Source organism: Pseudomonas sp. 3MAES_34.3B, assembly GCF_058145875.1.
The window spans coordinates 1297146-1319159 of the sequence record NZ_CM176960.1; the positions used below are offsets into that span (position 1 = coordinate 1297146).

Here is a 22014-nt window from a genome sequence, read left to right on the forward strand (position 1 = left end):
TGGACTAGATGCAAAAGCGGAAGGGCAGAGGTGAACTGAGGGTTCGGCGTGACGCTGGATATCGGCGAAATAAGGAAGCAGCTCGCTGAAGGAACATTCAACCGAACCTGGAGCAAGTGGTCTATGATCCGCAGCTGCATGTGCGCCGACGCTGCGCCCCGCTGAAGATTTAACACATTGAGACAGCCATGCCCGACCTGACTGAAGAAGAAATGCGCCGCGCCCTGTTTGGCGCAGCGGAGGCGCCTGCGCCCACGCACGTACACATCCCCGATCCCATGGAGGCTATCTCGGACGTAGTCATAGTGCCCCCTGCGGCCGTGGCAAGGAAGCGGGAGGTCGAGAAAGCGTTTACGCCACGGCTCAGGGTCACGCTCAGGATCGGTAACGTCTTTGAGGGCGAAACGGAAGAACTCGTACATGAGGCCGACACGCTGAGCACCCTCCTGGCAGAGCAGGAAGCGGTGAGGGCGGCGCGGAAGAAATTTCGGTACGTGGAGGTGTCGGTCATGCCCAAGTGAAGATGGAACCGTTTGGAGTCTGCCTCCAGTGGGTATTTCACTCACGTCCAGACCGCTCCGGCCGATAAAGGTGCAACACCGACTGCCTTATAGACGCCTGGCAGCGGCATTGTCGATATCTTCTCAATCGCCTCGTTAGCGACTCACTGCGGCGCGGCGTCGGCTCGGCCTATAAGCATAGAACCACAGACAGGAGAGGGTGATGCCACGGCGGGACCGCCCTGAAGTTTTCGAAGGGGATCGGCTCGAGTCACCACTGACTGCGCTCGAGCCGCTCTCACCCCGTAGGCGGTCACGGTCGCACTTGAATCCGGCGCTGCTGATCGGAGGCCTGACATTGGCAGCGGGTCTCGGGCTGACCTGGGCCAACATCGAGGCTTATTGGCAATCTGACGTCTCGGAGCCCACGCCGCTGGCCTTGCCCACCCAACCGGTCGCTCGCCCCGCGCTCCCGGTTAGCGCGTCTCTGACGGCGGTCGCTTCGGCAGCGCCGCGCGCCAAGGCCCGGCCACTGGCGGACTGCTTGTCGGGCGGTACCATGATCAATGAGGAGGTACGGCGCTGCCGCTTCGGCGACGTGTCGCCTTACCGCGTGGAGGCGCAACCGCGTCAGGGCCTAGTGCCGGCGGCCTATCTGGCAAACTACCGAGCTGAGCGTGCGGAACGCTCAGTAAGTGACCGTAGGGAACACGTTACCGGAGCAGAAGCCCAAGTGATCCTTGGTTGGAATGGCCACGGCAGCTACCTGGCGACCTGGCAGGTAGTGGATAATGCCGTCGATGCCTCAAGCGTGTGTCGCAACCACCGTCAGGACTCGATCGATTACCGGGAATGGCGTAAGGGGACCAAACAGTGCTTTAAGGAACAGTGCCGGGCGGCTCAGAGCAGGGGAAAGGGTGACGACGCGGCCAGGGAGCGGTATTGCGCGGCGGCGGCCTCATTTAGCCCGATAGGGTGACGACGAAGGCGTTCAATTCTGATAAGTCTCCAGAAATCTGATTGCCATCAGAATGGCTATCGAAGCATCATGACTAGAATATCAAATCGACACTGCCTCAAGTGGCCCGAGCCCAAAGGATCGCTTAGGACGGCAACAGCTCAAGGAGTGGCTTTTTGCGAATCCTTCACTTTTCGGACATCCATTTCCGCAAAACCGAAATCAGCACGACCCAAGACCCGAACTTTCATCTGCGATCCGAGTTGTTTCGCGATGTGGTCGATCAATGTCAGAAGCTAGGCGCCCCGGATGCGATCATCATCTCGGGCGACATTGCCTTTGCTGGTGATCCTGCCGAGTTTGAGTTTGCTACTCAGTGGCTCCAATCCGTATGTGATGCTTGCGGCTGCTCGATGCAGTCGGTTTTTGTCGTCCCTGGAAATCATGATGCGGTGCGCAAGCTGGCGGATGACCCTCTGGTACAACTGATTCATAAGCAGATTCAGGGTGCAGCGAACCCTGCCGCTGAGCTATCTAAACATTTGGCACATACTACTTCGAGCCGCTTGCTCTATCAGAGTCTGGATAACTTCAACCAATTCGCCGGACAATTTTTTTGTGACCTATTGCCGCCTGATCGGACCAGAGCTTCTCGAGACCTGGTGCTCAACGATGGTTCGATTCTGCGGCTTTGGGGAATAAATACCTCAGTGCTGTCTAGCAGCCGGGATGATAAAGGCTTGCTCGTTGTGGATCGCGCCAGCTTTCAGATCACACGCGAAAATGGCGTCGTGAACATGGTGATTGCCCATCATCATCTATCCTGGCTCCACCAAGGGGCCGAGCTCGCCGATCACTTGAATCATGTTGCCCCGGTGCAGGTGTTTGGTCATATCCACACCAATCGGATCGACCTGAACCGAGACTACATGCGACTTACCGCGAGTGCGACCCACCCGGATCGCGAAGAAGCCGGTTGGGAACCTGGGTACAACTTTCTAGAGTTGTGCGTCGTAGGCGAGCCTGATCAGCGTAAACTGCACCTGAAAGCCCATGTCAGGGTCTGGCAGACCGCCCCGAGCGGTTTTCAGTCGAAGAGAGATCGCGACGCTTCTGTGTTTGAGCATTTTATCCCTCTGCAGTCGTGGCGAGCTCCCCTGATGTCCACAGCTCCTGTTTCTCCGATTGATGCTCCAATCTTGGGTAGCGGCTCGAATGGGTCGAAAAATGGGCAAGGCCAAAGCATGAATAATGTCAGAGCCTTAGGTTTGCGTTTCTACCAGCTCTCGTTCAGCAAGAAATCGGAAATTGCAGGGCGGCTGAATTTGCTGGAAGAGGAAGATATGGGGCAGCCGGACCACGAGCGCTTTCGCCGCGTATTGATTCGGGCCCATGAGCGTGGGCAATTGGAAGACTTGGCACAAGCCGTCCTAGCTGCTGAAAAAGAATGAAGGGAGCAGTCATGTCAGAATTCACATTTGCAGATCGATACGCTCAGTCGGCACTAACCCCCAGTGCACAAATCATCACCTCGAGACAAGCGACTGCGAATCGGATTGTCAAAAATGTCACCCAGTCCCAAGTATTCGATCTGGTTGGTGCATACTACGGTAGCCCTCACGCCAGCCTGATCTGGTTCCGGGACGAATTTGCCAAAGAGGACGCAAGCTTCAGCCTCGTCAACAACGAACGCGAGATGAAGGTGCTCGCGGCTTTAATCCTAGAACAGCTCATCTTCGAAGAGGACCCAGAGACGATCCTTGCAATCGTGACTGGTAACGCCGCCACGCAGCGTCCACCGGAGGATGCGTCGTGGCTGCTCTATAGCGCGAGAGATGCGCTTTTGCAACTTTCTATCGCCAATCGTGAGCCTAAAGCTGTGCCAACTGAGGTGACTTCAACTGTCAATCCGAAGTTGGAGGCGGAAATCGCTGGAGTCACGAATGGTGACTGGGAGACGCTCTTGGCCATGCTGGCCAAAATGCGAGCTGAAAATTTGTCCTCCGAACGAACCATAAGCAACCAAGCGAAGAAGGGCTTAAATGCTTTAAAGCGCGAAATCGCGTTGGTCAAGGAAGAGAGCCAGATGCTCTGGTGGCTGTTCAGCGGGCACAGTAAAACGCTGGCTCGCAGCTTCAGTTCTCTAAGTGCCCCGCATGCGGCTGTGGCAGGTGCTATTGATCTGGGCGTCCTAACCTCATTCTCCGATCTTGGGCCGGTTGCTGTGCCTGGGATGCTTGAGCGCTTGCTCAGTGGGACCAAAAAAGCGAAGACGTCCCAACCGACGTCGCTTGCTGCAATTGTCGATGGGTTTGCTGCTGCGGATCTGGAAGCCTTGTCTGCAAGCGTGAAGGATCTGCCGCCTTGGCTTGCGCCAATCTCGACTGCTCTCAAGTTAGCTAAAACTATGGAAACGGGAGGGTGGCATACGCGGTACACGATTCAAACCGGTTTGGACGCCTCCAGCAGCATAGATCCGCTTGCGCTTGCCAATCAACTCTATCGTGAACATCTGCTGGGTCGGTTCCTGTGATGGAAGAGCACGATGAAAGTGACGTTGACATCGATGTCTTCGAGCAGCCGCAGGCAGATCAACTCGTCAGCCCCGATACACGGTGGGCACCGCTGCCAGCGTCAACGATGCTTTCGACCGATGAGGCGGATGCGCTGCTTCGCTGGAGAAAGGCCTCGATCATCACTGTGGTAGGAGAGCGCAATGGAGGAAAAACTACGCTTGTCTCTCAATTGTACGAGCAGTTCTTGCGGGGTCCATTCGCGCAGACACTTTTCTCTCACAGCTGGAGCTTGCAAGGTTTTGAAAAGAAAAATTTTCAATCTCGCGTCCAGTCCGGCGGCAGTCACCCGGAGACCACTCGGACGTCCGTTCAAGAGGGGCTTGGCTTCTTCCATCTGGCTGTCTCAGACGAAGCCAGTCTGCTGCGCACAGATCTTTTGATATCGGAGCGAGCAGGGGAAACCTATCGAGATATGCGGGATGAGCCAGAGCGCGCGACGACGCTGGTCGAAATACGCAAGGCCTCGGTCATCGTGTTGATCCTGGATGGCGAGCGGGTGTCGCAGGTACGCACTCGTCATGCTGTGTTTGGCTCGGTCCGAAGCATGGCCCGCGCTCTGCTTGATTCCGGCAGTATCAGTAAAGAAGCACGCGTACAATTGGTGACTACCAAGATTGATCTTTTTTCTCGAGAGGCTGCTGAAGCCTTAGCCGCACTGAGCGAGTTTGAAGCGACGCTGACGGCATTGTTTCGCGACAAATTTGAGCTCACATCATTTCGCATTTCTGCACGCGATCCATCTGGTGAGCTTGCGCCTGGAAGCGGAATGGATGAACTGCTGCGAAGCTGGATTGCACCTCAGCCCAGCCTGACCGTGGATGAGCCTGCTATTCCTGTGTTAAAGAGCGAATTCGATCTGTTCTTCGTGAGAGGGAGGAAGTAGATGAATCCCAGCTTTGTCATAATGGGTCTGCCTGCATCCGGGAAAACCACCTTCCTGGCAGCGCTATGGCATTTAGTCGAATCGGGAGAAACGGACTGCCGTTTGACGATAGACGGCTACCGGGGCAACTACCGCTATCTGAATAGCATCGCTGACGCCTGGCGAGAATTTGGCAAGCTCTCTCGGACCACGCAGACGGGTGATACCGAGGTGGAAATCAACCTCCATGATCAAGTTACCGGGGCTCGCGGTACGGCGCTGTTTCCCGATCTGGCGGGGGAGGTTTTTGACCTGCAAGTTGAAGAACGCCGGTGCAAATCTGACTTTGTTATGCAGGCGGACGCGGAAGACGGAATTTTGTTTTTTATTAGTTCCAATGTTAAGGAGGATACGCTTTCCATCACTGAATATAATAATCGATTGCCACCTGAGTTTAGAAACGAGGCGGGCGACGCTGAATCCTTAGATTTGGATGGCCAACCTGCGACGCCGATAGAGTGGGAGCCAAAATTTTTACCGGCGCAAGTCAGAATCGTGCAACTGCTCAGTGATCTTATTCGAGCGCCTTTTACTCCACGCATCCGCAAGTTGGCTGTGATGATCTCTGCGTGGGATCTTATCCGTGATCAGGGCCTTACTCCGGATCAATGGTTGGCGAGAAACATGCCACTAGTTCACCAGTTTCTTCGAACCAATGGCCAATCGTATGTTCATCGCGTGTACGGGGTCTCGGCTCAGGGTGTAAGCCTAGATGACAGCCGCGGAGTGGAAGCGATTGGAAAGCTTCCTGCGAGTCGACGAGTCCAGATTGTGGGGCATGATGACGCAGAGCACGATCTGACTGCTCCGCTGGTCTGGTTGATGTCGGCTGAAGAATGAAATTCGATCAATGTTTATTCGGATACGATGACGGCCATCGATTGTTGGCGTCCTCCATCCCTTTGGGCGCTGAGACTTCACTCCTTACGGAGCTGAGCGACTTGGCGCCGGACACCGTTTTCACTCGAACCCACGGCTATTGGACTGGTTTGCCTGTGCCTGCACTTGGCTGCTACGTACTAATGCGCACTTGGCCTGCTCCTGAAATGTCTCGCCCTGGGTGCGTGTGGACCCATGCGCTGCTGATTCCCCCGGCTCTTTTCGAATCGCTTGATGATCTTTCTGCGTTGCGCAGCTTCGCGGTCAAACCGACAGGACTGGCCGACAAGGAGCGATATCGAGAAGCGTTGAGCCTGAATTTGCTCGAGCTCAAAGGCGATTCAGCTCCCTTCGACCCCGGAGTGGTTAATCAGATTCTGTTGTCACTCTATGATGCGTCAGCGACTAAGTCAGTTGAGATCGAGATCCCTGGTCAGTTGGATGCTCCTTTGTTCGCTGTTTGGTCTCAGCAGTGGCCAAGATTGCGCCGCAATCTTCGCTTTCGTACCGCTGTTTCAAGAGGATCCAGCTCTTTCAGCGGTACGCGGTTTGATGTCACTGCCGAGCTGTCGCCGTCCTCGGTGGTAGTGCTATCTAATTCTCGGCAGACCGCTCCCTGGCTTGTGGCGGCATCAGCAGATGTGGCGGCGGGGCCAAAAGGTATTCTCAGGCCGTTCCTATGGCTTTACGGAAAAGACGTGAAGCGCCAGCGGGGATCGTTCCTTCCCCTGACGCGCATCAACCTGATTGCACAAAAGAATGATAGAGACGCTGCAACTGAACTGATTGAACTCGTCACCCAATCGTTCCCGACTCCACATGATGCGCAGCGTCTGAAGCAGGATCTTGTGGATGGCGTATTGGTGCCGGCAACGCAACCACGGATATTGGAATGGCTGCTTTCTGAAGACGGCAAACGCGCGGTCTTTCCAGCTCCGAATGCCACCAACCTTGAGCGGTTACGTGAGCTTTGGCCGGAGCGATCTAACGAGATGCTCCCGCTGCTGGAAGCAGCGATTAGTACTGATGATTATTTGGGCGAAGTGCTGGTTAAGTGTCTGCTCGATAGCCCTAATGATGCCTTGATCTGGTTGATCACAACGGGTTCCTTGAAATTACAGATGAGATTGATCCAGGCGAAGCCTAATCTATTGCTTGAAAACTGGGTATTGGATATCAAGTCTTCCTCTTTAGCGCGCCTGGTGACATTGGTGCATGATCAAATACCCAGTTTCGAGAGTATGATTCCACACTTTTTGGTGCGCGATGACGCGCTAATAGTAGATGTTTTCTTTGAGCTCTTCCCGGTTGAGACTACTCGACAGGTTTTGCTGTCAATGAAGCAGGAGAGGCATGTAACTGCCACTGTATGGTGGCACGCTCTCAGGAGAGCTCCTGAAATACTGTTGCAACCAGATGTAATAGGCTGCATCTCTTATGGCAGCCAGCTCTACGCGATTGCCGAAATTTTAGACTGGCGAATACCACACAATGCCGTCCATATGGTTAAATTGTGGAGTATAGCATTCACTAATGTGACCAATGACCTGTCTGTAGAGCGCACAGATAAATTGCAATGTCTTTCAATCAAAATTGCAATTGCTGGCGGTGGTTTGGGCGGCATGGCATTGGTTGAACAGATATATAGCCGCATCCATGATCAATTGATGAATTCTCAGTTGGCGGACTCTGCCAAAGAAGTGCTCTGGGATATATTGGCTGATCCAGGATGGCTTAAAGCCTGGGACATGGCGTTACGGTTTCGTTTAACCATCGCGGCTGCGTACGTAAAAAATCAATGGTCCCCACTCAGCTACTCTCGATTATTGCCAACCAAAAAAGGCCGTAAGCTGCTGGCAGAGGCTGCATCGGAAATCCAAGACGGCGATGTTTATGCGGAAGCGGCAAGCGTTCAATTTTAGGCTACGAGTCTGGCGAAGGCCAGCATCTGGTCTGATGGAGCCTTCGGTATTACAAAACCTTGCCTGGCACTGGTCGGTGGTGATTCAACATAACACCAGTTAGCTGCAGCATCGCTTTGCCGACTCGAGCGCGACTGGGCGCTGGTGGCGATCCTGCTGTGAGCAACACGGCTACCCAACCACGCGACATTGAAAATGCGAAGCAACCAGCGGGCCCTTGGAGTGATGCATGAAAGAGAAAATTGCACGACTACGACCCGGCGGAAGGGCTAACAGACCCTGAGTCCATTGAGGTATTTCTGGCCGACGCCATTGAAGCCGACGATGCCGATTACATCATCAAGGCGCTGGGCGTCGTTCGCAGCGCAAGGGCAAGAGTGTCTGCACAACGCTGGCATCAGCCAACACGTTTCTCATTATTGCATCGAGCTAGGTCGATCTTTGCAAGATCTGATGCCTGCAATGGGGCGGATGCAGCCCCCCGCTAGATCGGACCCTGCTGGGTACTGATGAACATGGCGTGGGCAGCCAGTTCTATGCGAGCGCCCGCGGACAATAATTCCTTCACCACCACCGTAGCCCGGCAAGGAAACGGCTCAGGAAAAAAACTCTGCACAGACCTTGTTCATGCCTGGCGCATCTTCACGCTCCGTGAGAAAAGCCTGGACATGGAAAACGTTAGCCAAGCTGCGGCCCGCTGCTTGCAGCGCCTGGCGCAGGTTGCTCAAGGCCTGGGGATCTGCACCTCGATATTGCCTTCAACGATGATGCCTGTTTCGGGGTTTTGCCGATGTGCGCAGAATACACCAGATCCCCGTCCGCACGGCGCCTTTCAACGGTGCCTTGGAGCGGGCGATACCGGTCTCGATGACTTCAAGCATGATTTATCCTTATAATACCATTGGGGCAGTGGGGCAGCTGTTCGTACTGGGTGATAAATTTGATGTTCACGTAACCAGCGAATGTTTCGCTACCGCCTCCACTGCCATAGGCGCTGTCATTAATTCCACCGAATGGTGTTTCCGGCAGTGCCAGGCCGGTGTGGTTAATGCTGACCATGCCGGCCGCCCGCTCCCGGGAAGCGTGCTGGGTGCGTGCTGACGAGGTCCACGCATGGTTCACCTACCTCAGGCTGATCTGCCGTGGCGCTACTGCGCCTTCATGATCTCAGCTGGTCGATGCGTGTGGTGTAACTCTGACTCATCAGATCACGGCGCATGCCAAAGTCCGGCGCTATGGGCAGGGTGACTGAGCGCAGCGTACCGCGGCCCCAGCGGGTGTTGATCGTAGCCAGCACCTGCAGCTCGCACTTTTCGGCTGCGTCTGAGCAAACAGGTCATCGGTGTATTCACCGTTGGGGCAGGTCCGGCGAAAGCACCTTGGCCTCGCTGTAGCGATAGCTTGGCCTGAAGATCCGCTCTAGGGACGGTGGCGGCATTGGTCATCAGCAAGGTGCCGTTGGTGGGATAGGGCAGCTCCACTAGCACACAGTTGGCGAATTTAGGGTTACTTTTCAACAGGATCGGTCAGAAGCCGTCGTTAAGGTGTGTATAGAAACCGGGACGCCTCACCTTACGAGTTAGACGCTGCGAGGTGAAGCTGACGAGAGAGTATTGCACCATCCGAAAGGCTTCCTGTTGTCCATTCGGAAGCTGACGATGTTTATGAAATGAACCATCAAATATTTTTTTCGGGCCGTCACATCGGCTAGACGTTGCACTGGGTTTTTCGTTCAAGTCGCCGACTCGATTGATTGCGGTTGAAATAGTCGAAAGACCTTCAGCGGGATCGCAGAAGGGTTTGATCTTAAACCGTCTATTTTCTTGCAGGAGCCCGCTGTTCGGATTGCAGAAGAGTAGTCCTAACCATCGACACGATGCGCAAGAAATCCGCGGCGATTTCAGATCCCCCGGGCACGCTCGATTGGAACGCTGCCCACCAATCATCAGAGAGGCCATTGACTGCAAGTAGCCGGTATGAGGCAAGCACCTGCGCAAGCATGTCAATTGTAAAACTCAAGGAGGTTTGTCCCAGCGACTCATCGCGATCCAGAAGGCCTGAGGCGAGGATTGCATCAATGAGAGGTTCGGATTGGGCGCCCACTATTGGTTCGACCGCCTTGACCCCGTCAGCAAACCGGAACGGCAGAGGCGCGTAGCGGCCCATTACAGAGAGTTCTGCAAGGCGGCCGCCGGCATCTACGACGATATCGTATCTAAATGCCGCTGGGCCCTTACCCTTGCTAGCAATCATGACATAGAAGTACTTCAAGTATAATTCTGTGGTCGTCTGCGGCAACAACTTTTTTAGCCCCGTCGCCGAAACTTTAGATTGAAGCACTAACTCGACGAACATGCTCGCTAGCAAGGGCGTGATCACCTGCGCGGAATCGGCTTCAAGCGTTTTTGCCAGTTCCGCAACAAGCGATGCTCTTTCCGAAACGCTCGCATAGACCCCAAGCTTGTCGAGGCGCTTGAGTTCCCGCTCCATATAGCTGGCCAGATTCGTTGCGCTATTTATGGACGATGGTCGAAGCTGACAGACATTTGCATCGACTGCAATGAGAGATCTTGATGTGAAAATGCATAATTTTAGAGAAGGCAGTCGCGCAAAGGCTGATCTCATTTCGACTCGAGTCCCTTCATCCTGTTCAGAGAATCTATCGAAGATAAGCACTAGTCTCTTTTGCCGAAGTAGTGCCGCTATGAAGGCAGCGTCTGGCGTAATATCATCCAGCATTAACTTCATGGTGTCAGACACCGCATCATCGAGATCAGTGATTTTTCCTTCAAATATCAAAGGTAGTACACGATGACCAAGCATCTCACCACTCAAAAGCCATCGTGCAAGCGCTGCGGCAAGCGTGGTTTTTCCAATGCCGCCGATGCCGATAATCTGTGCTGCTATCGGTGACTGCCACATGAGGCTTCCTAGCTCTCGCGGATTCGGTTCTGAGAAGCTATTCGCTGTTCCGTCAGAGCCCTCAAACTGAAAATTCAGTGGGAAATACACCTCATTGATCTTCGCGAAACTGAGCGTGCGCCATCGCCGCTCGAAGGTAGGTATGACTTCAGCAATCCACGCATCCAGTACCCGGCGTTTTTTGATCAAAACATCGACAAGAAGATAGTGCTGGAACACGCGGGCGATAAAATTAAATGGTGGAGGCAGTGAGAGCGTATCTAGGCCTTTATGCAGACGCAAAAGCCATACTGGTTTAACGAGGTAAAGCAAAAAGATCAGTGCGGGAAATAGGAGAATAAATATGCAAATCGCAATGCTATCGAAGCCGCCGGGAATTACTTCGTACCAAGGCTTGAGACTCAATCCCTCGAACGAGTACATTCGTGCATAGTCAGGGCCACAACTGATCATCAAATTCAATTTGAGACTGCTAGCCGGTAGATCCTCAGGAACATTCATCGAGAGATGTGCGGTGGTCATGTCCCGCCAAGTGAGCTCGGAAGGCAGATCAAGCGAAAGCTTTCCATCCAGCGTCACGAGCCAGCTTTTGACCTTAAGCTCCTCCGAAGCACATGTAGATTTATCAGAAAATACGAGGGTTCCCGCATTCTCGCCAGTGCTAAGGACGTTGGGTAATTTATATTTCTTGAGAATAGGGAACATAGCGCCGGTTTTGGTTGCCGACAGCACTTCGCCTCCCTGTGTCGCAATGAACGCTTCTCCGCTCGCAGTCACCGAAACATCGGTGAGCTCATAACTACTGCGTTCGGTCAGGAAGCGACTGAATGAGTTTCCCTCATCGCCCGAGAAAAGCGCGCGCTCTCTAGACACTATCCACAATGAATCCGCTGCCTGGGCCTGACCTACGATGGCTGTTACATCATATGGAGCGGTGAGGGTGTGCCACGTCTGGGCGCCGTCCTCCGAATAGTTGATGCGAGGATTGGCTGCGGCCACCCAGATGCGTCCTTCTGAGAATGCAATCGACGAAAGCGAGGTTTCCTCCGGGCCTTTGTACGCCACCCAGTTTGCACCGGCGTCACGACTGATTAACACCAGGCTTTTATCACCGATCGCACCAAGTACTTTTTCGTCGTTACTACTTGCGATGCGGAGAAAGCCACGTCCCTGCGGCGCCAACGATATAGCATTCCAGAGTCGACCATGATCGGTGCTTCTAAACATTTTCCCGGCTCTATCAGCAAGGACAATCGTGGCGCCGTCTTTGCTCATCCAGATAGCATGAGTCTCTTCTTTCGTCGGCGAGTTATGTAAGCTCTCCCATTGGCCTATTGTTTCGTCCCATCGATATAATGCACCAGCGCTCCCCACCGCATATGCGACTTTGCCACTCTCGTCCGTGGCCACGCCAAAGAAGCTGCTGTCTTTATCCCTCGTTGAATACTGCCATGTTTCGCCGGCGTCCAGCGATACCCGAAGTGAGCCTTGATTGCCCACAGTAAATATGCGACGCCCGTCCCTTGAGTTCGCAATTGCATTCAACGATATCTGGGCCTCAGGGGGTGTCGCCGCCGTCCAAATGTCATCTCCGATAGTCTTGCGGAAAACCATCGCGTTCGCGCCTGCGGCCCATATGGTATTACTCGTCTCATCGACAGCGAAGTAATGGATAGTAGTTTGAACTTCCGGAGTGGGCAGGTCCTGCCAGACGCCGGTCGCCCCATTTTGTACGCCAACCCATGAGCCACTGCCTGCAGCAAAAAGACGATCAGTTTTAGCTTCGTAAGCGAGTGCGAAGATGGAATCAATAAAATATGGGATATGGGTGACTTTCCAATTCCGGCCTTGGTCGATGCTCTTGCAAACCGTTCCGCCTGAGCCGGCCAGCCAGATAGTTCCACCTTTTTGATTTTGTGCGAAAGTCATGAGGGAGGAGCCAGAGCCGCACGTTGGCCGTTCAACCGAAACGTTCTGTCCGCGCAAAATAGCGATTAGACCATTGTTACCTGCGGCAAGCAGGTGGCCGCTATCTGGGAGGACTCGTACAAGTGTAATGATCGACGTCGCGCCGAGATCCATCACCGTTTTGAAGGACGTATCGCCGGTTTTGGCATGAACGACTTTTCCGGTGCGCCCACCGACCCACACCTGCGTTCCATCACCTGTAGTCGCCACACCGTACGGCTCGAATGCAAGCTTGATTGGAAAGAGGTTCCACGTATCCCCTTCATCACGACTCACATACAGCTCTCCTGAGCTGCTCGATCCCGTTGATGCGGTAATCCAAACTGTCCTTTTGTCTTCACTCAGAGCGATGTCAGTGAAGTTCCGGTCACGAGCGATCCATTGTGTCCTCCATTTCGTTCCATGGTCGTCACCGATCGCTAAAGGGCCCCCATCCCCGACCGCCAATACGCGCCCGCTTTTCGTTACGGCAGTATTTCTGTATGTGGGCTGAAAATTGCGGAACGTAAACTGCGGTTGCGGCGCAAAAACTTGGACAACATTCTTAAGTAGTTCACCTTGAGTGGTATCAGAAAAGACAGTAAACAACACGAGCATTACCAAAATGTCGATGAGCTTGCATAGCCCTAGTCCACTTGGCGCACCTTCCTGAACTATTGATTGAGCAAGAGACTTATCCAGTGCTAGCAAAGTGATCAGACCTTTCATCTTTGCTATGCTCCTAAGCTGCGCTGAAGGCTAGGTCGTTTTTATAATAGCTCAAAGGCGTCAAAACGATGGAATTCGACTAAATTCATGATGCACCTTTCCCTTGGCTACCTTGTGACTGGCGCTCTGCCTCTACCCCCCCCTGATGCCAGTATACAGCTTACCAAGCTATATCTATCTCAAAGCCATTGCGGTGGTTTTTAAAAATAAACTATTGAAATTCCTATGATTGGCGGTCTATAGCCAAAGTTGAACAGCTACTTTGGAGCGACTGCGGTGAAAAGGTCAGTCATGGTTTTTGCCGTAGAAAAGTACGCGCTTGAGATTGAATCCTTGTTTCCAGGAGAGGATTCCGGGCTCAAATTTCACGTAGCTCTGAGCAAAAATAGGATTTTCAGCAGTTATTGCGAGGGTAGCTTGGAATTCTTCAACACATTTGTCGAGAGCTGCCTGTCGCTTCCACGGATCTGAGAGCTAAGCCCGGTGTTGCTAATAATCCGTATCGCTCAGATCGTTTTTCGACAGCACCGCGATCGGCGTTTTGGCCAGGTCCGGCCGAAATACCCGCTCGCAGGAGGGATAGAAGCTGTTGCAGTCCACTAGGGCGAATACCGGCTCAGGCGTAGGCATGAGCGCGCACGCTATAGCGAACCACACCCTAGATGGTCATGTCATCGCTTTCCAGGACGTAGCGTTGGGAGTAGGCGGGGGTGTCCTTGATCCCGTATTTGTCGTTGCAATTGTCGCGCTACAGCTCCACGCCAAACCCAGGGTGCCCACTTTCTCCGCGAACCGCTCTACGGTCGTGAGGCTCGCCCAGGTGCGCACGGGCTCACGCCGCGAACGCAGCGGGATCAGCCGCGAGCCTGGGCCACCCAGGCGAACGGCCACGGTCCATTTGGCCCGGTCGGCTTCGGCCCGGGCCACCACCACTTTGCGCACCGCGTTGCTGTGCACCATCAGCCTCAACGCGTCTTCATCTATACCCTTGCCGATCAACTGCGGGATTGGGCTACGACGTCAGGTTCCATTAAGTGACCGCTTAAGCGGCATAGATCGGTATGCGCCTCGTTCGTGTCAGTCGCGAAGCTTTGTCCACGCTGCTGGCTAACGTACTCAGCTTCTTAGATCAGGTGGTTTTGGCGAGCCCCGAGCAGGATTTGCACTCACGTCCTAAAAGCTTTATGGCGGACTGTGGTTCCGATTAAAACCGATCAGCACATTTATGATAGTGTATGACTGCGCGCTGCAGGGTGAGCGGATTGCGGCGGCGCTCAAGGGAAACCTTGGATATGTATGTGTGAATCCAGCTAAGTACAGGAAACCGATCGGTATTCAATGAGCAAGCACCAGTGGTGGGAAAAAACGGTGGAGTGGCGATTTATCGCGGAAGGTGCCATCGCTGGAAAGGTTGATTTTGCTGCGCCTTTATCAGGTAAGCATGAACGAACGGCCGGCGACGCCATCCTTGGCCAAGCTTCACGATTGGTCTTGGTGGAATTCAAGGCGACAAAATCCGACTTAAGCACGGAAATCTCGCTCTTTAAAAAATTCGTCAATGCGCGACAAGCGCTGCGTGGCTACAAGCACCATTTCGTTGTTTACGCGAAGCAGACCTCTGAGCAGCAACCACTATCGCTGGAGCTGCTGGCGCAGCGGTATTTTGACCCAGAATACACCTGCGCAGCTTTGGATATTCTGACACATGGTACTGATAAGAAGACATTCGACCACTATCTCCGACGCCTTTCGAAATTCAAAATACCGGACCGCCGAGGTGGAGGGAGCGGTAGCCACGTGTCGCCATCAACGATGGGGTTAGTTGTGGGTGTTTCTATGGATGGCAAGATCACAGGGGTCTCATCGCTTCAAGATTATGCAATATCTCTAGCATTGCCCGCTCCCCATTTCGCGTCGGATACGAGTAATACGTCGAACTATAGTCCTTAAGATCGCAATGGATGATCAATTTCTATTCTCCATAGGCCGGCAGGCGCATATGTTCTGTTGCCATCCACCTTAGATTATCAACATAAATTATCGACAAGGCGGAGGTTTTTCTAAGTGAGCCGGCCTCTGCGAGTTTTCGCAGCAGCCGGCCTCGATGGCGCATCTATTCCATACAATAAATAACGCATATCATAACTGGATAGCTATGGGAAATATAAAGGGCCTGCTAAATGATTTGGAAAAAATTAATCTATACCGGCGGCGAGGAGTCAGTCATAACCAAAAATAGTAAATCAGGTATTGGGAATACGGGATAATTCCTGCGCTAGCGCCATTTTTTGCTGTGTAGCTTGCTATTAGGTGCCTAGTTATCTTATTTTTTTCTTGCTTTAGTAACAGCAATGTTTTGGAGTGCCTTTGCCTCTCAGCTTATAGCTTCGCTTAGATTGCTGTTTACACCTATTTTACTGACGGTAACATATTTTTCTAAACACTTTATCGTGCACTCCGATATGCTAAGATTAACCATGATTGGTATTCAATTGAGATGATTTTAAATTACGCGCTGAACGACTTAAAAAGCGCGAGACGCTATTTAAGATTTAAGTCAAAAAGGAAAGAGCTAAATCTCGGTTGCTTTATCGAGGTGCACATAAATAAATTTACATTATTTTCTTTGTCCCCATTAAGCTTTTAGGTGCTAATTTTAAAAAAGGAAGCTGCGTATCTATTTTTAGTCTTGATAATGTCAATTGGTTTAATGAGATAAAAGGTTTTCTGCTGCCTCAGGTAGTTTTTCGTCTCCTTCCTTATTTGAGCCTTCGCTCCTATTATTGATTATGTGTTTAACTATGCTCATGCTAATTCTAGCTTAAAGGAGCCCAAGTGCTAGCTATCACGACATTGATATCGCTTTACCTTATAGGTCCAGCGCTCGTCGGTTACGTCAAAAACGTGGAATGCTCCGCTCGAAAACGGGCGTGGTACAGGGAGCGCACCGAAGAGATACGGCGCTGGAAACCCATCGCATATGCGACTACCTTATTCGGGATTACCACTGCGGTGTTTTTTCTTGTGGGATTTTCCTCAGTTTATGGTGTCAAGTTTAGCAGTAAGCTTCTAGTTTCGGTATTGGCCGCAGATTGTATTGGGGCGCTTATTTTCCTTTACTTTTACTGGAATGTATCGAAGCTCTGGGGGGAATACGGCGGAATATTGAAAGCTCTTTTTGTGCCGTTAACTATTACCGTAGCGACGCTTTCGAAGATTTATTCTGATTCCACCATTGCTGAATTAAGCGGTCTTGACCCGCAGGATTTGCCTAGTGCCCAGCTGTTCCTCACGCTTATCTTAACGCCTGTCATCTGGCTCATCGCATTCTCCCTTACTTTGGGCTATGTCAGCCTCCCACTGATGCCAATCCTGTTAATTAGGAGTCTAATCCTCGACTTTCGTGAACAAAATAAGAAAGCGTCTGCCCGGAGCGATAATAAAACTTTGGATATCACCGCTATAGTGGCCATCGCCCTATCTGCTATTCTTTCTTTGACAATTATGGAAAAGGTTGTTAGCAAGGGCATCTACGAGCCGCGGCTGAGACAGGCAATTGCCTTTTCTTCCTTCCATTTGCCTACAACGTTTTGCGGACTAAGGGCGGTAAAAAACGTGTACGTCGCGCCTATGTCAGATGATCGCGCTGCGTTGGCAATACCCGATAGCAAAGGGGCATATAGATTCGTGCCTATAAGTTGCAAGCCTACTGCTAAAAGCGACGAAGAGACTAAAAAGCTGATAGATGACATCACTGCACAGGATCTGGCCAGCAACGCTATAAAAAAGTCGCCCACAAGCTCGGGAGGACCAAAAAATTAATCCCCAAATATTTATTCAATAGATTAGCGATACGAACAGGTGCTAACATGTATACGCTCAACTAGATCAGACTTTTACCGAGGGCTCGGCGGAGAGACTGCTGTCGACCCTTATCGGCCTTGGCCCAGTTTTTGTGTGGCGCTCACGAAATGGGCCGTAGAGGGCATCCCTCATCTATCGCCGGACTGAGAATCTTAGGGAGCTTTACGAACTGGCCTGAGAACCGACAGGCGTCCAAGAACTGGTCAGCCAATAGCGGGGAGGGGAGCGACGGCTCACGGCGGTGGAATTTCAGCACCTAGCCCGGGTACCCGCCCGGTGGAATGGTTTGCCAACATCGACAACCCGCGCACGCGCCGTGCGTACCAGAATGATCTGAGAGATTTCTCTTCCTTTATAGGGCTTGCCGGTGCGGCTGATCGTCGCCTGGTCACGCGGGCGCCCTCCTGGCCTGGCGGGCGGACCTGTAACGACGCGGATTGGCCGGCGCCACGATCCGCCGCAAACTGGCGGCACTGGCAAGCCTGTTCGCTCACCTCTTGGAAAACAATGCGGTCGCCGACAGCAACCCGGTGCGTGGGTCAAACGGCCCCGAATCGAAACCAACGAGGGCAAGACCCCGGCGCTGGGCAACCACCAGGCCAAAGCCCTGCTCGAAGCCCCCGATCACACCACGCTCAAAGGGCTGCGCGATCGGGCCATTCTGGCGATGTTGCTGTACCACGGTCTGCGCCAAGAGGAAGCCGCGCAGCTGCGGGTGAGCGACATGCTCGAGCGGCGCGGGGTGAAACATCTGTTGGTGCAAGGGAAGGGTGGCAAGGTGCGTTATTTGCCGTTGCACGTGGTGGCGGCCGAGCGCATTCATGCCTACCTAGAGCGCTCAGCGCATCACCTAGCGAACCCCAAAGCTCCGCATGTTTCATGCCCCTACGCGGTCCGCAGACCGGCGGCGGCGTCACGGCCATCGGCATCTATCCCTTCGTGGAAGCCTATGTGAAGAAAGCCGGCATCGAGGTCGCTGGTTTGGGGGTGCATGGGCTGCGTGCAACCGCAGCCACCAATGCCCTGTAGCATGAGGTGGACATTGCCAAGGTCCAGGCTTGGCTCGGCCATGCCAACATCAGTACCACGCGAATTTATGATCGGCGGCAGAACCGGCCCGAGGATTCTTCGACATATAAGGTAAAATATTACCGGTCTATATATTAATTATATGTATCAATCATCATTGTAGCCGGGAATTCCTTCAGCTTTGCATTGTTCTGAAAATATTAATCTATTAAGAAATTCCGTATAGGTGTCGCGAGTACCGGTCGTCATGTAAATAAAGCTTTTAATGTTGCGGAAAAACTCTTTAGGGTTACTAGAGTTTTCCAAAACCATCATTATTTGAGGAAAACTCATAAATAAAGAGTTATGAAATGGCATATTGCCTGGGGTTCCAATCTCTCCGTTTTCAACAGCAAGCTTCTTTAATTGTACTGAATGCTCTTTCCAGGTTTTTAAATCTTTATCTAAAGCTGGATCCGGATGCTCCACCTGGGTAGATATAGCGACAGTCAGTATACGCTGCATCACTGTCTTATCCTGCAAGGCACCGAAGTCATTAAGACTTACAGAAATTCTGATTACAGGCTTCCCTTTTAGCGATAGGGATTTTTCGATACCTTTATAACTTACAGCAAACACCTCTACGCTTTTTAAAGCTTTTTCGATTCTCATTGCTTGTAAATGCGTAGCCAAAACACTATCAGCTAGGTCAGAAATAATTTTGGGCTCATCTCCAGACAACGCTTGCCTAGTTAGTGCCTTCTTTTTAATTTCAAAAATGTAGACTTCGTCGTCAGCTTCACAGATCAGATCGCATTCGATATCTGCGTCACTCTCCATCTGAAGGCCATTGATAAAATATATGCCTTTTTCTGAAAATTTGTTCCGTAGGAAATCTTCTATTGCATATCCTAACGCGCTATCTTTAGGGTTCGACCATTTTCCATTAGGCCTTGATATACAGTCATTAAATGAATTTAAAGAACCAATGGCAGCAATGCTCTTCGGCAACAAGAAATACTTCTCGCCTGTTTTTACGCAGGGTTTAAAGTAATAGTTTATGTCCAAGCTTGATGGAGGAAACTTAAGCTTAGAGTTTACTGCTCCAGAAACACTACAGAAGAACCTATCTAAAACTTCTTTTGATTTAAATTCAGAAACTCTGGATTTTAGTGATACTTCTCTTGGGGTAATGTCGGTCAGACGCTTGGTATTTGCTAGTGAAATTAGTGCCAGCGCTACCCGGGCTATATCCCGTATTTTTATGCCGAACGATTCAAACCCTCTTGGGTCAATTGCGGTATTTATGTATTTTACCAAATCTGAAGCATAACTCGATTTAGTTTGGGGTAGTCCAACGAGGCTATCATAAAGCATGTTTCTTTTTATAAATGGAATTACCCCGCTGGCATTAACATGCATCGCTTCAAATTGTGAATACGGTTGGATTTCAAAAATAATTATTATATCGGACACTAGATTTAGTAGCGCCTCGTAATAGGATTTCTCTGCAGTTCCCTTTTTTTCTGCATACTTTACACCAAGCGCGTAAAGGTACCCAATTGGTAAAGCAGTTTGTACCGTTGTTAATCCTTGGCTGACATACCGATATTCCATGAATCGGCCAGATATCGAATTAAACGCCTTACCGATACGGTCAGTTAAGGTCTTTAGTATATTCTTCCCTCCGTATCTCGAGCAAAGGCTATCTATTTTTTCATCTATTAGAGAGTAGCTTTCTTCCGAAATAAAAAAATTGTAGTCCTGTTCAGCAATCACTATTCCTGCTGAGCTAAGCCTTTGATATGCAAAGGAAAAATTATCATGCTTGTAGTCTACAAATGATGAATGTGAGCTATCAAAAAAAGAGATTTCCCTACGATTTCTTATTATAATATTTAAAATCTCTACCCAATTCGTTTTATGAGGATCAGCTACACCCTTCGGAAGAGGTTTTCTAGCAGAATCTCGGATGGCATCTATAACCGGGACGTATTTTAAATAATTTAGCCCTTGTTGATGATGCATAATTACAATCTTTTGACGCAGATAAACGCAGGCTCGAAAAACGTTATCTGGCTCAGAAATTTCCCGCCTCGCTAAAGAATATATTCTTTCATAGCCTTTAGGCGTTCTGACGAAATTCTTTTCTTCACTCTCTTGAAATAGCTCATCGCAACGCGAAATAAATTCTGATATATCCAAAGCAGCCTCGCCAGATAACTTTTTAAAATAGCTGTTACAGTGTAGTAATATGCAGTTTCCCTTCTTTTTTTTCAATTTTTTTAACGCAGATACCTCCCCCATAAGCTTCAGAAAACCTTTTGCAAGCATTGATAGCGCGGACTTCGCTGTTAATCCCAACTACAATCTCTTTCACCGCTTCGGCGGGATAATGAAACAGGTTCGTGGGTCGGGTAGGGCAGCTCGACCAGGACGCCGTTCGCGTATTTGGCTCGTCCGGGTTGAACATGCCGGTACGCACGCTGATGCGCATCTGCTTGCACATCGATCCCTGGGCGCGCAGCTTCTCGGCGGCTCGCGCGGTGTAGCTGGCCACCGCTTCCTTGATCGGGGCCAGGTCGGTCAGCCGCTTGCCGAACATGCGGCTACAGCAAATTTCCTGCTTGGGTGGGTCCTGGTCTTCAAGTTCCAGGCAGGGCACGCCGGCCAGTTCGCGGGCCGTGCGCTCCAGCACCACGCTGAACTTGGCCCGCAGGGTCACGGGGTCGGCATGGGCCAGGTCCATGGCCGAGTGGATGCCCATGGCCTGCAAGTGCGTATTCAGGCGTCGGCCCACTCCCCATACCTCGGCTACGGCGGTGTTGCGCAGCACCCAGTCGCGCTTGAACGGGTCGCAGATGTCCACCACGCCGCCGGTTTGTTGCTGCAAGCGCTTGGCGGTGTGGTTAGCCAGCTTGGCGAGGGTCTTGGTGCGGGCAATGCCCACGCCGACCGGAATGCCGGTACAGCGCAGCACCTTCTCCCGGATCGACCGGCCCAGGGCGCTCAGGTCGCCCGGCTGGCCGGTCAGGTCACAGAACATCTCGTCAATTGAATAGACTTCGGCGCCGGCCACCATGCTTTCGATGATCGTCATCACCCGCTCGGACATCTCCCCATACAGCGCGTAATTGCTGCTGAACGCGACGATCCCGTGCCGGCGCAGCGTGTCCTTGATCTGGAAGTACGGCGCGCCCATTTTCACGAAGGGCTTGGCGTCATAGCTGCGGGCGATCACGCAACCGTCGTTGTTCGACAGCACCACAATCGGCGTCTTGGCCAGGTCCGGCCGAAACACCCGCTCGCACGAGGCATAGAAGCTGTTGCAGTCCACCAAGGCGAATACCGGCTCAGGCGTAGGCATGATCGCGCACGCTGTAGCGCACTACACCCCAGATGGTCATGTCATCGCTTTCCAGCACGTAGCGTTGAGGGTAAGCCGGGTTTTCGGACTGGAGAATGACTTCGCTGCCCTTGCGGTGTAGCCGCTTGCACACCGGCTCGCCGTTGAGCGCGGCAATCACGATGTCGCCATGGCGCGCTTCGCGGCCGCGATCCACGATCACCAGGTCGCCGGAGAACAAGCCGGCACCGGTCATGCTGTCGCCCTCGATCTTCACCAGGTAGATATGCGGGGCGCGCAGGTCGAACAGCTCATCCAGGGAGATGTGCTTTTCCAGATGGTCCGCCGCTGGCGAGGGAAACCCGGCCGGCACGCGGCAGGCGAAAAAGGGCAGGGGATACACGGACGGTGCCAGCGGCCCCAGGACAGAAAACGCCATGG

Annotated in this window: 17 protein-coding genes and 2 pseudogenes; 11 read left to right on the forward strand and 8 right to left on the reverse strand. The window is 52.2% G+C overall.

The features are described from left to right. The first annotated feature begins 188 nt into the window (after window positions 1-188). The 8 genes from AC3Z8Y_RS05840 (at window position 189) to AC3Z8Y_RS05875 (ending at window position 8245) form a co-directional block, all read left to right on the forward strand. Window positions 189-521 (forward strand): hypothetical protein, encoded by a 333-nt coding sequence (locus AC3Z8Y_RS05840; protein ID WP_490088835.1) that lies wholly within the window; start codon window positions 189-191, stop codon window positions 519-521. A gap of 337 nt (window positions 522-858) precedes the next feature. Continuing rightward, complete coding sequence (locus tag AC3Z8Y_RS05845) at window positions 859-1479, forward strand: hypothetical protein (RefSeq protein WP_490088836.1); 621 nt, start codon at window positions 859-861, stop codon at window positions 1477-1479. Between the two features lie 155 nt (window positions 1480-1634). Continuing rightward, entirely contained in the window at window positions 1635-2909 is a 1275-nt protein-coding gene (locus AC3Z8Y_RS05850; protein WP_490088837.1) for a metallophosphoesterase, read from the forward strand. An 11-nt stretch (window positions 2910-2920) separates the two neighbouring features. Further along, window positions 2921-3991, forward strand: a complete 1071-nt coding sequence (locus AC3Z8Y_RS05855) for a GTPase-associated system all-helical protein GASH (protein ID WP_490088838.1) — start codon at window positions 2921-2923, stop codon at window positions 3989-3991. Further along, on the forward strand, window positions 3991-4917 hold the full coding sequence (locus AC3Z8Y_RS05860; RefSeq protein ID WP_490088839.1) for a TRAFAC clade GTPase domain-containing protein: 927 nt from the start codon (window positions 3991-3993) through the stop codon (window positions 4915-4917). The genes AC3Z8Y_RS05855 and AC3Z8Y_RS05860 overlap by 1 nt, the downstream gene beginning before the upstream one ends. Then, window positions 4918-5796, forward strand: coding sequence for a TRAFAC clade GTPase domain-containing protein (locus tag AC3Z8Y_RS05865; RefSeq protein ID WP_490088840.1), 879 nt, complete (start codon window positions 4918-4920; stop codon window positions 5794-5796). It begins immediately after the preceding gene. Beyond that, a complete protein-coding gene (locus AC3Z8Y_RS05870) occupies window positions 5793-7757 on the forward strand; it encodes a GAP1-N1 domain-containing protein (protein ID WP_490088841.1) in 1965 nt (654 codons plus the stop codon). The genes AC3Z8Y_RS05865 and AC3Z8Y_RS05870 overlap by 4 nt, the downstream gene beginning before the upstream one ends. 242 nt (window positions 7758-7999) lie before the next feature. Next, window positions 8000-8245: a helix-turn-helix domain-containing protein gene (locus tag AC3Z8Y_RS05875; protein ID WP_490088842.1), complete on the forward strand. Its 246-nt coding sequence runs from the start codon at window positions 8000-8002 to the stop codon at window positions 8243-8245. A 108-nt stretch (window positions 8246-8353) separates the two neighbouring features. Here AC3Z8Y_RS05875 and AC3Z8Y_RS05880 read toward each other — a convergent pair whose 3' ends face one another. From AC3Z8Y_RS05880 to AC3Z8Y_RS05900, 5 genes and pseudogenes are all read right to left on the reverse strand, one after another. Beyond that, a complete protein-coding gene (locus AC3Z8Y_RS05880; RefSeq protein WP_490088843.1) occupies window positions 8354-8485 on the reverse strand; it encodes a RidA family protein in 132 nt (43 codons plus the stop codon). 145 nt (window positions 8486-8630) lie between these two features. Further along, window positions 8631-8879 carry an aldehyde dehydrogenase family protein gene (locus AC3Z8Y_RS05885; protein WP_490088844.1) on the reverse strand — a complete coding sequence of 83 codons (249 nt, stop codon included), beginning with the start codon at window positions 8877-8879 and terminating at the stop codon, window positions 8631-8633. 37 nt (window positions 8880-8916) lie between these two features. After that, window positions 8917-9054 carry a DUF4113 domain-containing protein gene (locus AC3Z8Y_RS05890; RefSeq protein ID WP_490088845.1) on the reverse strand — a complete coding sequence of 46 codons (138 nt, stop codon included), beginning with the start codon at window positions 9052-9054 and terminating at the stop codon, window positions 8917-8919. Window positions 9055-9572: 518 nt separating this feature from the next. After that, complete coding sequence (locus tag AC3Z8Y_RS05895) at window positions 9573-13355, reverse strand: sialidase family protein (RefSeq protein WP_490088846.1); 3783 nt, start codon at window positions 13353-13355, stop codon at window positions 9573-9575. A gap of 510 nt (window positions 13356-13865) precedes the next feature. Then, window positions 13866-13985, reverse strand: a pseudogene (locus AC3Z8Y_RS05900) (Y-family DNA polymerase); the annotation flags it as partial. Between the two features lie 708 nt (window positions 13986-14693). Between AC3Z8Y_RS05900 and AC3Z8Y_RS05905 the strand changes: the two are divergent. The 3 genes and pseudogenes from AC3Z8Y_RS05905 (at window position 14694) to AC3Z8Y_RS05915 (ending at window position 18386) form a co-directional block, all read left to right on the forward strand. After that, window positions 14694-15305 carry a hypothetical protein gene (locus tag AC3Z8Y_RS05905; protein ID WP_490088847.1) on the forward strand — a complete coding sequence of 204 codons (612 nt, stop codon included), beginning with the start codon at window positions 14694-14696 and terminating at the stop codon, window positions 15303-15305. Window positions 15306-16190: 885 nt separating this feature from the next. Further along, window positions 16191-17177: a hypothetical protein gene (locus AC3Z8Y_RS05910; protein ID WP_490088848.1), complete on the forward strand. Its 987-nt coding sequence runs from the start codon at window positions 16191-16193 to the stop codon at window positions 17175-17177. Between the two features lie 283 nt (window positions 17178-17460). Continuing rightward, window positions 17461-18386: pseudogene (locus AC3Z8Y_RS05915) on the forward strand (tyrosine-type recombinase/integrase). Window positions 18387-18395: 9 nt separating this feature from the next. On the opposite strand, the gene AC3Z8Y_RS05920 reads toward AC3Z8Y_RS05915, so the two are convergent. Genes AC3Z8Y_RS05920 through AC3Z8Y_RS05930 form a run of 3 tightly spaced genes read right to left on the reverse strand, consistent with a single transcriptional unit; the run spans window position 18396 to window position 22012 of the window. Next, window positions 18396-20561, reverse strand: a complete 2166-nt coding sequence (locus tag AC3Z8Y_RS05920) for a hypothetical protein (RefSeq protein WP_490088849.1) — start codon at window positions 20559-20561, stop codon at window positions 18396-18398. Continuing rightward, window positions 20467-21594, reverse strand: coding sequence for a Y-family DNA polymerase (locus tag AC3Z8Y_RS05925; protein ID WP_490088850.1), 1128 nt, complete (start codon window positions 21592-21594; stop codon window positions 20467-20469). The genes AC3Z8Y_RS05920 and AC3Z8Y_RS05925 overlap by 95 nt, the downstream gene beginning before the upstream one ends. Then, entirely contained in the window at window positions 21581-22012 is a 432-nt protein-coding gene (locus AC3Z8Y_RS05930) for a LexA family protein (protein ID WP_490088851.1), read from the reverse strand. Before AC3Z8Y_RS05930 ends, AC3Z8Y_RS05925 begins: the two co-directional genes overlap by 14 nt. Window positions 22013-22014 lie beyond the last annotated feature (2 nt).